The following is a 15,668-nucleotide window of genomic DNA, read 5'->3' on the forward strand; positions in this document are numbered from 1 at the left end:
CATCCCTGGGTGTGCTGGTCCGCGGTGGCGTGGTGGTGGTCACTGATCACTCGCTTTCGTCGTGAGGTTGGTGAAGTCGACGCCGAACAGGGCGTCGTAGTCCGGTAGCGCCCGCAGCGCGACGGTGTGACCGTCGCTGTGGTGGCGCACGGACACCTGGCGGCGGTGGCGTTCCTCGGTGAAGGCCTGACGCAGGCGTTGCGCGGTGTCCTTGTGGACCGGGTCGGTGACGAGGCCGTGTCTGGCCCAGGACCGGTCGTGGTGGGCGACGATCTGGCCGTCGCAGGACACCGTCACGGTGTCCAGCGAGGCGTTCACGTCGACGAGACGGCCGATCGAGCGCGGGTCGACGGAGTAGTCGACGGTGTCGACGCGGACGTAGTAGTCACGTCCGAGCCGGACGCGGTTGGTCAGCCCGGTCGGGGGTTGCACCGGCGGCAGCGGGATCATCGACAGGTAGTCGGTGGCCAGCAGGTCCACCGGGCGGCCCTGGACCGAGCGGACGGTGCGGGCGTTGGCCCCGGCCAGCCAGTCGTCGAGCTGGGTGTTGAAATCGGCGGGTGAGGTGAACAGCCGGCCGGGCATGAACGAGGTCTCCAGGAATCCGTTGGTGCGTTCGACCATGCCTTTGAACTCCGGATCGCGGCGGGGAGCCAGCCGGATGCGCGTGGCCAGGGTTCCGGCGAACGCCGCCGCCGGCACCGAGACCCGTCCGGTCCCGCCGATCGCGGATTCCCGGTCCCACACCAGGGTTTTCGGCACCCGCCGCAGCTGCGAGATCAGCCGCCACATCCCGGACAGGATGTCGCCGGCCTGCCGGGACGGGATCATCACGGCGGTCATGAACCGGGAGAACCCCAGGGTGATGACCAGCACCGGTAGCTTCGTGCGTGACTGGCCCGCCGCGACCGGGATCGCGGTGTCGGGAAACCACAGGTCGCACTGGGCGATCTCGCCCGGCTCGTAGACCGTCCGGTCGACCGGGTCCACACCGACGTACTCCGGCCGGATCACCGCCAGCCGTCTGCGTAACGGCGGCATCGAGTAGGGCCACTTGATCCGCTCGGCGATCACCGGCCCGGGCATCCGTGGCCACTCGGTCAGCAACGCCCTGATCCGTGGCTCGTAGGGGTCGACGACCGAGCCTCGTGGCTCACGTTCGTACTTCGGCGGCCGGTCGCTGGCCAACGCCGCCCGGACCGTGTTGCGGGCCACTCCCAGCCGGCGGGCGATCTCCCTGATGGGTACGCCCTCCGCACGATGCAACCGGCGTATTTCAGCCCAGTCCTCCACTTTCAGCACCCTCCTCACATACAGCAGGATGGGTCAGTTTTCGGAGACTCCTGGTGGGTCAGTTTTCAGGAAGCGGCGACACCTCGTAGGGCAGATGAGGACCGGACAACCACGGTGCCGACGCCGCGGCGATCGCAGGAGTTGCAATCCCTCGTAGGGCAGATGAGGACGTCGGCCCGGTGGGGTGAGACCGCCGGCCGGCTGTACGCGTTGCAATCCCTCGTAGGGCAGATGAGGACGCCTACGCCAACGCCGTCAGCAGCGACCTGCTCGTCATGTTGCAATCCCTCGTAGGGCAGATGAGGACATCCCCGAGGATCAGTGGCAGGCGATGGTCGACCGTTGCAATCCCTCGTAGGTGTCAGCTCCGCGTGAAAACTGACCACGTGGTTCCGGCTGAATCGGGACCACCTCCTGAAGCATCGGGAGGTGCTGAACGTGGAGGACTGGGCGGAGATCCGGCGGCTGCGGCGGTCGGAGGGTATGGCGATTCAGGCCATCGCACGGCGGTTGAGGATGTCTCGCAACACCGTGAAGAAGGCGTTGGCCAGTGATGAGCCGCCGCGGTACCGACGGGCGGCGAAGGGCTCGATCGTGGACGCGGTCGAGCCGCAGATCAGGGCGTTGTTGGCGGAGTTCCCGGACATGCCCTCGACGGTGATCATGGAACGGGTCGGGTGGACCCGTGGGAAGACGGTGTTCTGTGACCGGGTGCAGCGGCTGCGGCCGTTGTTCCGCCGGCCTGACCCGGCGCAGCGCACCGAGTACCTGCCGGGTGAGCTGGCGCAGTGTGATCTGTGGTTCCCGCCGGCGGACGTGCCCCTGGGGTTCGGTCAGGTCGGACGGCCGCCGGTGATGGTGATGGTGTCCGGGTACTCGCGGTGGCTGACGGCGGTGATGATCCCGTCCCGGCAGTCGGCGGATCTGCTGGTCGGACACTGGACGTTGATCTCCGGGTGGGGTCGGGTGCCCAGGACGTTGGTATGGGACAACGAGTCAGCGGTTGGCCAGTGGCGTGCCGGCAGGCCGCAGTTGACCGAGGCGATGAACGGCTTCCGTGGCACTCTCGGGATCCGCGTGCTCCAGTGCCGGCCGGCGGATCCGGAAGCCAAAGGCCTGGTGGAGCGGGCGAACGGCTATCTTGAGACGTCGTTCCTGCCCGGGCGCCGGTTCAGCTCGCCCCGGGACTTCAACGCCCAGCTTGCCGAATGGCTGGTACGGGCGAACCAGCGTCGGCACCGGGTGCTGGGCTGCCGGCCGGTGGACCGGTGGGAGGCCGACCGAGCGGCGATGTTGACGCTGCCGCCGGTCGCGCCGGTGGTCGGCTGGCGGCGGAGCACCCGTCTGCCCCGCGACCACTACGTCCGGCTGGACGGCAACGACTACTCGGTGCACCCGATGGTGGTGGGCCGCCGGGTCGACGTGGTCGCTGACGCCGACCGGGTGCAGGTGCTCTGCGAGGGCCGTCTCGTCGCCCGGCACGACCGGTGCTGGGCGCGGCATCAGAGCATCACCGACCCGGCTCACCGTCAGGCCGCCGCCGATCTGCGGACCGCCGCGCGGCAGGCGCCGGCACCGGCGGTCACGGCCGAGGTGGAGCACCGCAGGTTGGCCGACTACGACCGCATGTTCGGTGTCGATGCCGAGGCGGCCGCGTGATGGCCTCCAGAACGACCGGCAACCGCAACGTCTCCTCCGAGATCGCTTTCCTCACCCGTGCGTTGAAGGCGCCCTCGTTGGCGGCGTCGGTGGACCGGCTCGCGGAGCGGGCCCGGGCGGAGTCGTGGACGCACGAGGAGTTTCTCGCCGCCTGTCTGCAACGCGAAGTGGCGGCCCGGGAGGCCCACGGCGGTGAGGGGCGTATCCGGGCGGCGAGGTTCCCGGCACGCAAGAGCCTGGAGGAGTTCGACTTCGAACACCAGCGGTCGTTGAAGCGGGAGACGATCGCCCACCTGGGCACTCTGGACTTCGTGGCGTCGAAGGAGAACGTCGTGTTCCTGGGGCCGCCCGGCACCGGCAAGACCCACCTGTCCATCGGTCTCGGTATCCGGGCCTGCCAGGCCGGACACCGGGTCGCGTTCGCCACCGCCGCTCAGTGGGTGTCCCGTCTCGCTGACGCCCACCACGCCGGCCGGCTGCAGGACGAGCTCGTCAAACTCGGCCGGATCCCGCTGGTGATCGTTGACGAGGTCGGCTACATCCCCTTCGAAGCCGAAGCGGCGAACCTGTTCTTCCAGTTGGTTTCGAACCGCTACGAACGTGCCTCGCTGATCGTCACCAGTAACAAGCCCTTCGGCCGGTGGGGAGAGGTCTTCGGTGATGACGTCGTCGCCGCGGCCATGATCGACCGGCTTGTTCACCACGCCGAGGTCGTTTCGATGAAGGGCGACAGCTACCGGCTCAAGGACCGCGACCTCGGCCGCGTCCCGGCAGCGACCAAGACCAACGACTGAAGATCAACCAAACCGGGGTGGTCCAGTTTCAGCCGGACCACGGTGGTCACGATTGAGGCGGCGTTGACAGTAGGGCAGATGAGGACCGGGCTGGCTCCGTTTTCCCTGACCAGCCAGGGTGCCGAGTTGCAATCCCTCGTAGGGCAGATGAGGACGCGTACGCGCTGCCGGTCGCGCTCCGGGTCCTGGAGTTGCAATCCCTCGTAGGGCAGATGAGGACGTCCACGCCCAGGCGGGTCGCGGTCCGGTACACCTGTTGCAATCCCTCGTAGGGCAGATGAGGACCGGTACGGCGGACGCTCAGCCCGCACTGGCGGGACCTGATGTTGCAATCCCTCGTAGGGCAGATGAGGACATCAGGGCCGGCAGGAGCCGGAGCTGTTCACGCAGGCGTTGCAATCCCTCGTAGGGCAGATGAGGACCAACGTCGTAAGCCCGCGCAGCGTCCTCGATGTCATGTTGCAATCCCTCGTAGGGCAGATGAGGACCGGTGGGAAGAGATGGGCGGCCTCGACCGCGACCACGTGTTGCAATCCCTCGTAGGGCAGATGAGGACGCCCGGGCAGTGTCCACGGCGGCAGGGTCGCTGTCGTTGCAATCCCTCGTAGGGCAGATGAGGACATCGAGGACAGGGAACGCAGCCGGGTCACCTGGTTGCAATCCCTCGTAGGGCAGATGAGGACCCGGTACACCATCGTCGACCCCTACGCCGACGCCAAGTTGCAATCCCTCGTAGGGCAGATGAGGACCGGCAGGCCACCCCGTCGAGCTTGTTGTGCGGCCACGGCGTTGCAATCCCTCGTAGGGCAGATGAGGACTCCCGACGCACGCGATGATCTGGGAGCTGGTGGAGCGTTGCAATCCCTCGTAGGGCAGATGAGGACGTCGGCTACGCCGTCCGCGCCCACGGTCTCACCGTGGAGTTGCAATCCCTCGTAGGGCAGATGAGGACATCGCCTTCGAGGTCCGCCGGGTGTCGGACGAGATGTTGCAATCCCTCGTAGGGCAGATGAGGACCTGGTCCTCGGCACCGGCCCGGAGCTGGTGCTCGTGTTGCAATCCCTCGTAGGGCAGATGAGGACTCCGCCTGGTCGACGACACCACCGGCGCCACCATGTTGCAATCCCTCGTAGGGCAGATGAGGACCCGTACGCGCCCTGCTCTACGCCGGCCACGACGTCATCGCGTTGCAATCCCTCGTAGGGCAGATGAGGACGCGGCGATCGGGAACGTCCAGCCGTACAGGGTGCGTTGCAATCCCTCGTAGGGCAGATGAGGACCGTTACGGCGCGGGTCGTCGTAGCGGGCCAGTTCGGGTTGCAATCCCTCGTAGGGCAGATGAGGACCCGCGCCCGCCGGCAAACCGCAGCCGGCAACGAAACGTTGCAATCCCTCGTAGGGCAGATGAGGACGACCCCCGAAGACGTCGAGTTGGCCCGGTGGGTTGTGTTGCAATCCCTCGTAGGGCAGATGAGGACCCGAAGCTTAAGTCGCAGGTCAGAGGGCCTGTCGAGGTCGGTGTCGGGCTGAGTTTTGCAGTGAACCTCCGGTTGTGCAGCGGACCCCGGCGTGTCGCTGAAATCCGGGATGTTGATCTAGAGGATGTCGGACGGTGCGGGCTGGGCACGGCCCCACTCCTGTCGTTGGCCGCTGGTGCCGGGCGGGAAGGTGTAGACGAGGACGCTGTCGTAGCCGCCGTCGATCACCTCCTCGACAGCGGCCCGGAAGCGGCGCAGCTGCGCCTCGCTCAGGTCGCCTTCGAATACGCTGCGCTGCACGTGGTGCAGGTACTGCCGGCAGGTCCGCAGGATCAGCGGGTTGCGCTTCGCGGCGGTGTCGTAGACGACGATCACGTACACCGGGTCACCACCAGATCCGGAACGGCTTGTACGGCTCACCTTCCAGGCAGTGCCGGGCCAGTCGCAGCGCCTCCAGGTAGAGCAGTTCGTCGTAGGCGACCTTCCGGCCGAGGCTGCGGTGCTGCACAGTGGTGCCCAGCTCGTCACGGACGGTCTGCACGACGAAGCGCCGGCCGGTTTCGCTGAGCATCGCCTGGTTGACGTCGCTGTCGAAGTGTTCGGGTTTGAGCTGGTTGCGGCCGGCCAGGCGGAGCAGCAGCCGCTCGGCGAACAATGGCTTGAACACCTCGGCCAGGTCCAGCACGAGCGAATGCCGCTGCCGCTCCATTGTCGAATGCAGGAATGCCAGCCCGCTGTGCAGTGGCGTCAACCGGACGGCGGTCAGCACCCGGGCGTAGATGATGCCGTTGACGTAGCTGATGAAGGCGTTGCCGGCGTTGCTCGGCGGCCGTCGCGACCGGCCGCCGAGTTGCAGCCAGTCGGGCAGCCGGGTGTCGAGCATCTCCCACGCCGAGCGGCGGAAGGTGCCTTCGGCGCCCATTAGCTGGGCGGCGCTGGTCGCCTTCGCCGCCGATGCCTTCAGCGTCGCGTACGGTGCGGCCAGTAGATCGCGGTCGATCACGCGGCGGACGTTGAACGCGGTCGCCACCACCAGGTCCTGGGCGACTTTTAAGCTGGCCGCCGGGTCGGTGACCAGTCGGGCCTGCGCCAGCACCGTCTCGCCGGAGACGCTGGTCTCGCTGGTCAGCAGCGAGCCGACGTAGTCGCCGTAGTGGCCGAGCAGGTGCACGCTGACCCGGTGCCGGTTGAGTAGCGACGCGACCGCCGTGTTGATGTCCACCGGCTGCACGGCGACGATGTCCCGTACGTCCGTCACTGGCACGTGCACCTTGTCACCGGACTCACGTTCGATCACCAGCGACTGGTCCTGCCGGCGGATCCGGCACGGGGTGGTCAGCCAGTAGGTGCGGGTGGCGGCGGGCATCAGTCGCTCCAGCAGTAGTCGACGAAGCTGCAACCCCGGCAGCGGGTGCGGGCCAGGCGGGGCGGGGATTCGGGGGCGGCGGTCACCGCGAGCGCGTCGGCGATGTCGCGTTCGGCGCGGTCTGCTTCGGCGTCGTCGTACTCGATCTTCTTGGTCCTTCTGGTCTTCGGGTAGTGCAGCACCGCGCCGCGCGCGGGCACTCCGACCTGCCGCAGCCGGTAGCAGTAGTGCACTACCTGGGCCTCGTCGGCGGTCGTCGACCGCGACGACGACTTCACCTCGTGCACCCACTGCTCGCCGTCGACGAAGTCCAGCACGGCCGCGCCGAGATCCACTGGGGAGTTGCGTCGGTACGATACGTCGTGGACCGCCTCCCCTAGCTGCACCGCCGCGTTGAGCTGCTCCGGCCGCACCCCGCAGGCATACAGCCAGAGCTGCCGGCGGCAGTGGTGCAGGTACTTGATGTGTACGCCGCCGATGTCCTCGGGTCGCATCAGAACACCTCACCGAGCCGGTACCGTTCGCCTTCGACGGCGTTGACCTTCGTCAGGCCGTACTCGTCGTCGTAGACGCCGTCGACGACGCGGACCCCGAGCTTGCGGTCGAGCCGGGCCAGCCGCGCCGCGTACGCCGGCATCGGGATGAGGAAGTCGTCGGCGAGCAGCCGGCCCGCCGCTTTATGGTCGGCCAGCTGCAACGCGGACTCGTAGTCGCCGAGGTCCTCCTGCAGGATCGCCTCGGTGCCGTCGAACAGCTCGTCGAACCGGTCCGCCAGCGGCGACCGGTCCGCGTACGGCTCGGTGAACGACAGGAACTCGTCGTGGAAGCGTCGGCGTTCCCGTTCGACGTCGGCCCGCCACGCCTGGCCCCACGCGGTCGCGTACACCTCGTCCAGCCAGCCGCCGGCCTGGATCTCGTCGACCGGCTGCCCGTCGTGGTCGCACAGGATCCGCCAGCCCGCCTCGACCGGCTCGCGCGGGTAGACGCCGTCGGCGTAGTCGCGCCCGGACCGGTCCGCGCGACGCGGCCCGTACGCCGCCGGATGCACGATCGCATCGGCCGGCGGGCGGGCACCCAGCCGGTTGACCCGGCCGAAGCGTTGCAGCAGTGCTTCCAGCGGCGCGGCGGAGGTGAACAGCACATCGAAATCGACGTCGAGCGACACCTCGACGACCTGGGTAGCCACGACCAGCCCGCCCCGGCGTCGCCCGGCGGCCGTGGCGGCGCGGGTGCCGTACCGGTTGATGATCCGCCGTTCGATGCGGGATCGGTCGCCCCGTTTGAACCGTGAATGCAGCAGGATCGCCGCGTCGGCCACTCCGTCGCCCTCGTGACGGCGGTGGGCATCCGACGACAACTCGTCGTACAGCTGCTGGGCCTGGGCGACGTTGTTCGCCACCACCAGCACCGCCTCACCGGCGACGAGCCGGTCCCGCATCTCGTCGACCGCGTCCGGGCTGGTCAACGTGTGGTCCCGGACCCCGATTCGGTGCCGCTGCGGCACACAGCCCGGCTCGGCCGACACTTGGTGCACCGGTGCCCGCATCGCCGCGCCGAACAGCTCGGCCAACGCTGTCGGCAACGTCGCCGACAGTACGGCGACCCGCCCGCCGAGGCGCTCCCACAGTTGCGCCGTCGCGAGGATGTAGCCCAACCGGACCGGTTCGTAGGCGTGCAGCTCGTCCAGGATGAACACCGAGTTGGCCGAGTCGAGCACGATGCCGGCGTGGACCGGGCCGGCCAACGCGCCGCGCAGCAACTGGTAGGGCGTGGACACCCGCACCGTTTCCCGGAACAGCCGGGTCGCCGCCGCCCGTGACACCGCCTTACGGGCAGCGGCCACCCGCCGCTCGTCGTCGCGGATGCCGTCGGGGATGTCGTCGGTGGGCTCGTCCTCGGCGCAGATGGCCGCCGCCAGGTGGTAGGAGGCGGCCCGCGAATGCGACACCCCGATCAGGTCGTCGTCGCCGAGCAGCGCACCGAGCCGCCGGGCCATCGCGTTGATCGACGCCAGGTACGGCAGCGTGTAGAACACCCGCGGCACCCCGCCGAGCGTCGCCGCCAGGTCCGCGACCTGGGCGGCAGCCCACAACAGGCTGGCTTCCGTCTTGCCTGTCCCGGTCGGAGCCCGCAACAACAGATGCCCGGATACGTCCCCGGCCTGCCGCTGATGCCGGTGCAGCTGACGGCCGGCAGCGGTGAATTCGCCGACCAGCCGGGCCGCCAGCGCCGGCCCGATCGGCTGGTCGCCGTGCAGGGTGCCATGCGCCGACGACAGATGGTCGGCCAGCGTCACCGCGCCCTGCAGCAGGATCGCGGTGAGATCGTGGTCGACGCCGGTCCAGCCTTGCTCCTCCCAGTACCGCAGTGTCTCGTCGAGCAGGGTATGCGCCGCCGCGACCACGTCCAGGTCGGGCAGCTGTGGCCCGGCGGCTGCTGACGGGCCGGCGGCGGCCGGCAGGCCGGCGGTCGCCGCCGTTGCTGCCAGCCAGCGGTGCAGCTCGGCGACGATCGCCGGGTCGACCGCGCCGATCCGGGCACGGAAGTCCGCTAACGGCAGACCGCCGTGCCCGTACAACTGGCCGATCGACAGTTTGCCGGTGCCGTCCGCCGACGGCACCAACGCACGGTGGTGGGTGAGAACGCCGAACGCCACCCACCGGCGAAGCGCCTCGTCGTCGATCAGCAGCGGCAGAAAACCCAACGACAGGACCTCGTGCCGCTGCCCCCACGTCGGTGCCCGTCCCGTGATCATCTTCTGGAAGCCGTCGGCGACCTTCCCGGCGTCGTGACTCACCGCCGCCCAGCGCACCGCCGGCCAGAACGACCTGCCGACGGCCCCCTCCACCACTGTGATCCGGCCCACCCGCGCCGCCAGCTCCCCCGCCGCCGTCAACGTCGCCGCCAGATGATCGGTCAACGACTCGGCGGAACGGCCACGTTGGGCGCTCTTCGCCAACGCCCGGCTCAACGCGGCTTCCGCCCGAACCGCCCCGGTCACCGCGACGCCAGCGACGGATGCGGCGCGGGCAGCAACGCCACCGCCTGACCGTCCTCGTCGGACCAGTCCGCGTCGATCACGCCGGCCCGACCGGAAGCGTCGTAACGGTAGTCGTCCCACCTGGTGCGCGCCCGGTCCAGCGACACCGCCGTCGGCAGCCGAAGCCGCAGCCCGTACCCGGAAGTTGATCCGGGCACCACGGCCGCGCCCTGCCGGCCGCCGCTGGACCGCAGCGTGACCCGACGCATCCGCAGCCCCACCAGATCCTGACTGCGGCCCAGCCGCAGCGGCCACACCGGCCGCCGCAGCCGACCCCACCAGCCGTCGACATCGTCGACCAGCCACACCGTCAACGCCGCATCGGCCAGGAACGCCCGCAGCCGGGGCGTCGGCTCCGCCTTGCGGCCGGACGCGTCCAGCGGGTGGTACGTCTCCAGATCCTCGCCGGTGCCCCCGCAACGAAACGCCATGGCGAACCGCAGCCCCGGATCGACCCGGTTCCAGCCGCCAGCCGCCGCGGCGAGCATCCCGCCGACGGTGGCCGGCGGCGGACACGGCAGACCCACCTGAACCCCGGCGTACAGCGGATTACGGAACGACACCACCGGCGCGGTGACCGTCACCTCCAGTGCGCGCAGCTCACCCGGCATCAGCGCTTCGCGTCCTCGAACCACGCGTCATGGCTACCGCCCACGAACCCCTCGGCAAGCTTGTTCAGCAAGGTGCGGGGATGGTCGAGCAGGACCCGTTCCGCCTCGATCAGGTCGGCCAGCTCCCGACGGACCCGTTCCCGCTGCTCGCCGAGGAACCCCGGAGCCCAGCCGATCAGCACCGGCCCGTCCAGCTCGTCCGCCCATGCGTCCAACTCCTCGCGGAACACACCGACCTGGAACACCGTCTGCCGGTCCTGCGACGCCAACACCCGAGTGAACGGGTTGACCCCACCCTTCACCGGAGCCAGCAACACCAGCGCCGGAGCCCGGTCGCCGTAGTGCAACGACTGCTTGGCGCCGCCGCGCACCGCCGCGAGAGTACGCAGCACCAGCGCCACCCGCCGTCGCCGCTCGGCCAACGGCAACCGCAGCGCCTGCGCGTCCCGGAACTCGGTCCGCTCCGCACCGCCGGCCTCCGCCTCCTTGGCACCGGCCGCCGTCAACGCCACCTTCAACCCGGACCCGTCCGTCTCGAACACGCCGACCCGGGCGACATCGAGCAGCAGGTCACCGGCCAACTCGGCACTGTAGAACTCGTGCCCGTGCAGAACCGGGTTCTCACCGGCGGCGAACCCACGGCTCATCGTGCCGAAGTCGGACACCGGCTGCCGTGGCGCCACCGCGACCAGCGTGCCGGTGGCCAACACCGTGTCCCGCTGACAGGTGCCGGACGGCACACCGGCCTCCTTCTTCACCGCCACCATGTAGCCGAACAGGTCGTCGTCGAGGTAGCGGTCCGGCCGACCAGACGTGTACGCCTGCTGCTTCTTGCCGCTACCAGAACGGATCACCGGCGACCGGGGTTCGTCGGCCGGCAGCGACTCACGCAGCCACCGGCGGAACGCCTGAGCCGACACGTACGGAAAGACATCCCGACCGACCCGCATCGCCTTGGCCTTGGCGACATTGTCCTCGCCCTGGCCGTTGTTGGGCGCCCCAGCGACCACGCCGAGCGCCACCTTGCCCACCAGATACGTCACCTCTGACCCTCCTCGTCCTCGTCGTCACTGCCGTCCATGAAGCCGCGGTCAACCGGGTCCGGATCGTCATCGGCCTCGGCCAGCTCGGCTGCCACCTCCGCCGCATCCGACGGACGCCACCGCCGCCGGTGCAGCTCCTCCAGTACGGCGATCAGGAACACCTCACGGTGGAACCACGCCTTGCTGTCCAGGTCCGGATCGAACAACAGCTCGTAGCCACGGGTGGTGACCAGCGGAGTGCTTGAATCAGCGGTGTCCGGTGGCTGGAGCATCCACCACACTGCTTGTTTGCGCAGCCAACTCCGCAGCCTCGTCGGCTGCTTGAAATCCGCGTGGAAAGCCCTGACCTTGCCGGCGCTGTCCTGCGCGGCCAGGAGGGTGGCGACCCGCGCCGCCGTCCCCTGGATTTCCTTCAACGCACTATCATCCATATCGAGAACCTCAGCCGAATACGAGTAACAGAGAGTCGCGAGCCCGCCGGTATCCGGCCGGAGATTTCCGGTGACCGCCGCCGACGCCAGATAACGGCCACACGTGCTGACCACCCGCTGCGGATTGCGGAAAACGTTGCGGGCCAGGTTGACGATGCCCGCCTGGGAGCTTCTGCGATGCGCCTTCAACAGCGGCCAGAAACTGCCCTGACGCAGGCCACCGGTAAGCGTCGAGCGCAGCCACTCCGCCAACGGCTGGTCCAGGGCGTACGCCTCCAGCGTCTGACCCCGGTTGTTGTTGCTGAACACGATCAACTCAACGCCAGCGTCGAGCCGCTGCCCGTATCCACGCAGCCGCTGCAACGCCAGCACCTCACGCGACGGCGGTTGACGCGGCTCCCGCCCGAGGTCGATCAACGCCCGGTTGCCCCGCACCTGCCGCCGAACGCTGTACGCGAGGAACCGCTCGTCCCAACTGTGCACCGCGATAGACGGGCCGCCAGTGAGCTGACACCCGTACGGCAAAGCCCGGAAACTGGACACACACGGCCAGCACAACGCCATCCCGTCATGCCCACGGGGCGTGTTGTTCCGGTAGGCGTCGCTCTCGGCCAGCGGCACGTCCAGCTTGCCGAAGAAACGCACCGCGTCGCGCCCACACAGCACGCACGGCACCCCAGGCCAGCCCTGCTCCTCCGGTTTAGCCCGCCACCGCTCGACAGCATCCCTGATGGCCCCGACGGACTTCTTGCCGTTACTCGGATGATTCATCGGCGAGTTCGGGAACAAAGACAGGCTGCACTTCAGCCAGAAACCCGCCGGCACCTTCGTGTCCCCACCCAGCGCGGCCCGGACCGCATCGTCGGTCATCCTCCTCGATGCGTCATTGAAGCCGTGGTCGCTGAGCCGCTGCGGATCGGGCACGCCGGCAAGGACCGCAAGCGCGTACGCGCCCACCCGCTGCAACGGATGCGGAGTCAGCGCAATCTCGTTGGACACTGCCCGGTCACCCGGCCCGACTGTCCGCCGACACCCAGCCGAACCCGGCCGAGTTCGCCTGGCCGAGGCCCCAGCTCCAGATCGCCTGCAAAGCCTCCGGATCGCCGCGTAGCTCAGCCTCGACCGGCGCCCCCGGCTTAAGACCCTTGCCCACCGAGAACGAGCGCTTCGCCCCAACCCAGGTCAGCCCTTCGAGCACGACCTTGGCCTCCAAGCCCAACGTCTCCAGCTTCCGCCGCAAATTCTGATCAAAGTACGCCGGAAACTCGACGTCGGTCGGCAACAGCCACGCCTGCCGGGTGGTCCGCTCACCGCCCTCGTCGCGACCCGATCCCTTCATCACCACCGGCGTCGACGTCCGCATCCGGGCGACGCCCTCGCTGAAGTCCGGCGGATCGACAGGGACAACCCGGGCGATCCTAAACGCCACCCCGCCCCAGTCGATCAACTCGCGTCGCCGCAGGCCAGCCGCCCACGCCTCGACAATCTCCGGCACAGGGCTGCCGAACTCGACAAAGCCCCGCCCACCGGCCGCGTACTTACCCCGGGCACGGGGTGCGCCAGGGAAGAGCGGGGCACCGAAGCCGAACGGCGCCATCCGATGCTGACCCCAACCGTTCTCGTGAATCTGCTGACCCAGCCCGCGCTCCACACGGGACAACAGGTCGTACGCCAAACTCCGGCCGGGCGCCAACACGCTCGGCCAAGGCAACTCGGTGGCCGAGGTGACCACCTCGATCCTCAGAGGCCGGTTCGCTAGGTCTTGTCCATTGTGGGTTGATCTGATCGTGCGGATGTGAACGTTGGTCGTAACCAGTGAGGACGTGACCGCGTTGGGTCGATCATGGTTGAACGCGCGGCGTATCCGAGTGACCTGACCGACGAACAGTGGGCGGTGATCGGACCGTTCCTGCAGGCGTGGAAGACCCGCCACCCGTCGGTGTCCGGGCACCAGGGCCGCTACGAGCTGCGGGAGATCGTGAACGCGATCTTCTACCAGAACCGGACCGGCTGTCAGTGGGCGTACCTGCCACACGACCTGCCGCCGAAGTCGGCCACGTACTACTACTTCGCCCGGTGGCGTGACGACGGCACCGACCAGGTCATCCACGACCTGCTGCGCTGCCAGGCACGGGAGAAGGCCGGCCGTACCGAGGACCCGACCGCGGTCGTGCTGGACACCCAGTCGATCCGCGTGGCCAACAATGTGCCCGCCGCGACGACCGGCAAGGACGCGGCCAAGAAGGTACCGGGGCGGAAACGGGGCCTCGCCGTGGACGCGTTGGGGCTGGTCATCGCGGTCGTGGTCACCGCCGCGTCGGTCACCGACAACGCCATCGGCATCCGGCTGCTCGACCGGGTCGTCACGCACACCCCCACCGTGACCCGCGCGTGGGTCGACGCCGGGTTCAAACAGGACATGGCGCTGCACGGCGCCGTCCTGGGTGTCGACGTCGAGGTCGTCAAACGCGCCGACACCCGACCCGGGTTCGTACCGGTCCGCAGACGCTGGATCGTCGAACAGACCCTCGGCACCCTGATGCTGCACCGCCGTCTCGTCCGCGAGTACGAGAGCAGACCGGAGTCCAGCGTGTCACGCACCTGGTGGGCGTCCACCGCGAACCTGGTCCGCCGACTCACCGGCACCAGCACACCCACCTGGCGGCAGCGGTGAACCTCACCACGGTCCTCGACCTGATCACCCACCGGGAAACCACCGCCGGCCAGCAAGCCGACCGGCTCCGCGAGCAGATCGTCACACTCACCGCCGAACTCGGCCGCGTCGACAGCGAACTGGCCGCCCTGGCGACCACCCGCACCACCCTGCGCACGCTCGCCGCCGCCGAGTTCACCGCCGACGACCCGACGATCGCCAGCACCCCCTACCAGCAGATCCTGGAAGTCCTCGCCACCGCACCCGCCGGCATGCGGGCGAAGGGCATCTGCATCGCGCTCGGCGTCGAGCCCTCACCGAAACACGTCGAAGGCACCCGCGCGAAGCTCAAACGCATGGTCAACCGCCAGATCCTCACCGAAGACGAACCCGGAGTATTCACTCTCGCCCCGAAAAGGACGTAATCTTCCGAACTGCCCTCTCAGACGCATCAGCCCTCCTCGGCTCTCTCAACTTGAGACCGGCGGAACGCTACAACCTACGTCTGACAGAACTAGGAAACTGTCACCCACCCGACAACATGAAGGGTATTCTGTTTTGACCCCAACCTGGCGATACGGCTAAACCCGCATTACCGACAGAATATGTGAATCAGACGTCCTCTCATGGATCGATCCGGATCGGTAGTCAACTTGGTGGCGGTCGGCGCGGTCCGCCAGGGGTGACTTCCGTCGGTACCGCTACATCCACAATCTGGAGGCCTATTCAGCGGGCCTCCGAGCTCAGGACGAACCGCGTCGGTGGATCGAGGCTCAGTGATCAAGAAAGTCGTGACCAGGACGGACGGGGTTGTCGGCACCCGCACGGGCCAACCTCGACCTGCTCCGCCAACGCGTCCTGCTCACCGATTGGTCGACCGCCTCGTGATCACCGATACCGCGCCAAAGCCTGGATAAACTGACCGTTAACAGGCGAGAACCCGGTGTCGACGGCGCGTGAAAGATATCAAATGTCGATGACGCCCCTGCCGATCAGCTCAGCTCGCCAGGTGCTTCAGCAGCCAGTCGGCAATGGCCCGCGCGGCTCCAGCGACCAGGCCGCTGAGCACCGCGAGGATGATCCTGTTCTTCGATCTCCAGGTGACGGTTCGGGTCTTTGTCTGCTCATCGAGCTCAACACGCTTGGGCATGACACGAGGATCGCTCTTTCGGCACGGTGCCCGTAAGTCGTCCCGATAGGGCGGGCACCCGTCCAGGTAAACTGCGACGTCATCGGCGTCGCCCGCTGCCCGCCAGCGGGCGGCGGGCAGCGGGCGGGCAGGAACTCGGCACTCGATGAG

General features: G+C 68.4%; 14 protein-coding genes and 2 CRISPR repeat arrays. Of the genes, 4 read left to right on the plus strand and 10 right to left on the minus strand.

Features of this window, described 5'->3' with window-relative positions:
- Positions 1–39 precede the first annotated feature (39 nt).
- On the minus strand, positions 40–1,302 hold the full coding sequence (gene istA / locus O7629_RS24995) for an IS21 family transposase (RefSeq protein ID WP_278174675.1): 1,263 nt from the start codon (positions 1,300–1,302) through the stop codon (positions 40–42).
- A gap of 63 nt (positions 1,303–1,365) precedes the next feature.
- Positions 1,366–1,664: direct repeats of the CRISPR family, unit length 30 nt; unit sequence GTTGCAATCCCTCGTAGGGCAGATGAGGAC.
- Between the two features lie 58 nt (positions 1,665–1,722).
- On the opposite strand from istA (O7629_RS24995), the gene istA (O7629_RS25000) reads away from it, so the two are divergent.
- The gene (gene istA, locus O7629_RS25000; RefSeq protein WP_278169419.1) at positions 1,723–2,952 is read left to right on the plus strand and encodes an IS21 family transposase; all 1,230 of its coding nucleotides are present in this window, start codon (positions 1,723–1,725) and stop codon (positions 2,950–2,952) included.
- Positions 2,952–3,746, plus strand: a complete 795-nt coding sequence (gene istB, locus O7629_RS25005; protein WP_278148120.1) for an IS21-like element helper ATPase IstB — start codon at positions 2,952–2,954, stop codon at positions 3,744–3,746. The genes istA (O7629_RS25000) and istB overlap by 1 nt, the downstream gene beginning before the upstream one ends.
- Before the next feature lie 56 nt (positions 3,747–3,802).
- A CRISPR array of direct repeats spans positions 3,803–5,224; the repeat unit is 30 nt; unit sequence GTTGCAATCCCTCGTAGGGCAGATGAGGAC.
- A 117-nt stretch (positions 5,225–5,341) separates the two neighbouring features.
- Here istB and cas2 read toward each other — a convergent pair.
- Genes cas2 through O7629_RS25045 form a run of 8 tightly spaced genes read right to left on the minus strand, consistent with a single transcriptional unit; the run spans position 5,342 to position 13,312 of the window.
- Entirely contained in the window at positions 5,342–5,605 is a 264-nt protein-coding gene (gene cas2 / locus O7629_RS25010; protein ID WP_278172197.1) for a CRISPR-associated endonuclease Cas2, read from the minus strand.
- Positions 5,606–5,609: 4 nt separating this feature from the next.
- Positions 5,610–6,590 carry a type I-B CRISPR-associated endonuclease Cas1b gene (gene cas1b, locus O7629_RS25015; protein ID WP_278172198.1) on the minus strand — a complete coding sequence of 327 codons (981 nt, stop codon included), beginning with the start codon at positions 6,588–6,590 and terminating at the stop codon, positions 5,610–5,612.
- Complete coding sequence (locus O7629_RS25020) at positions 6,590–7,084, minus strand: CRISPR-associated protein Cas4 (RefSeq protein WP_278172199.1); 495 nt, start codon at positions 7,082–7,084, stop codon at positions 6,590–6,592. Before O7629_RS25020 ends, cas1b begins: the two co-directional genes overlap by 1 nt.
- On the minus strand, positions 7,084–9,591 hold the full coding sequence (cas3, locus tag O7629_RS25025; protein WP_278172200.1) for a CRISPR-associated helicase Cas3': 2,508 nt from the start codon (positions 9,589–9,591) through the stop codon (positions 7,084–7,086). Before cas3 ends, O7629_RS25020 begins: the two co-directional genes overlap by 1 nt.
- A complete protein-coding gene (cas5, locus tag O7629_RS25030; RefSeq protein ID WP_278172201.1) occupies positions 9,588–10,265 on the minus strand; it encodes a CRISPR-associated protein Cas5 in 678 nt (225 codons plus the stop codon). Before cas5 ends, cas3 begins: the two co-directional genes overlap by 4 nt.
- Complete coding sequence (cas7i, locus tag O7629_RS25035) at positions 10,241–11,284, minus strand: type I-B CRISPR-associated protein Cas7/Cst2/DevR (RefSeq protein ID WP_278172202.1); 1,044 nt, start codon at positions 11,282–11,284, stop codon at positions 10,241–10,243. Before cas7i ends, cas5 begins: the two co-directional genes overlap by 25 nt.
- Positions 11,281–12,672 carry a hypothetical protein gene (locus tag O7629_RS25040; RefSeq protein ID WP_278172203.1) on the minus strand — a complete coding sequence of 464 codons (1,392 nt, stop codon included), beginning with the start codon at positions 12,670–12,672 and terminating at the stop codon, positions 11,281–11,283. Before O7629_RS25040 ends, cas7i begins: the two co-directional genes overlap by 4 nt.
- Before the next feature lie 49 nt (positions 12,673–12,721).
- Positions 12,722–13,312, minus strand: a complete 591-nt coding sequence (locus O7629_RS25045) for a CRISPR-associated endoribonuclease Cas6 (protein WP_278172204.1) — start codon at positions 13,310–13,312, stop codon at positions 12,722–12,724.
- Between the two features lie 246 nt (positions 13,313–13,558).
- On the opposite strand from O7629_RS25045, the gene O7629_RS25050 reads away from it, so the two are divergent.
- Together O7629_RS25050 and O7629_RS25055 are read left to right on the plus strand one after the other, a co-directional pair.
- A complete protein-coding gene (locus tag O7629_RS25050) occupies positions 13,559–14,389 on the plus strand; it encodes an IS5 family transposase (protein WP_278167530.1) in 831 nt (276 codons plus the stop codon).
- Positions 14,386–14,793, plus strand: a complete 408-nt coding sequence (locus O7629_RS25055) for a hypothetical protein (protein WP_278167531.1) — start codon at positions 14,386–14,388, stop codon at positions 14,791–14,793. Before O7629_RS25050 ends, O7629_RS25055 begins: the two co-directional genes overlap by 4 nt.
- 572 nt (positions 14,794–15,365) lie before the next feature.
- Here the strand turns inward: O7629_RS25055 and O7629_RS25060 are convergent.
- Positions 15,366–15,518 carry a hypothetical protein gene (locus tag O7629_RS25060; protein WP_278172205.1) on the minus strand — a complete coding sequence of 51 codons (153 nt, stop codon included), beginning with the start codon at positions 15,516–15,518 and terminating at the stop codon, positions 15,366–15,368.
- Positions 15,519–15,668: the final 150 nt, after the last annotated feature.

The sequence above is a fragment of the Solwaraspora sp. WMMD792 genome (genome assembly GCF_029626105.1).
In the GTDB taxonomy this organism is placed as follows: domain Bacteria; phylum Actinomycetota; class Actinomycetes; order Mycobacteriales; family Micromonosporaceae; genus Micromonospora_E.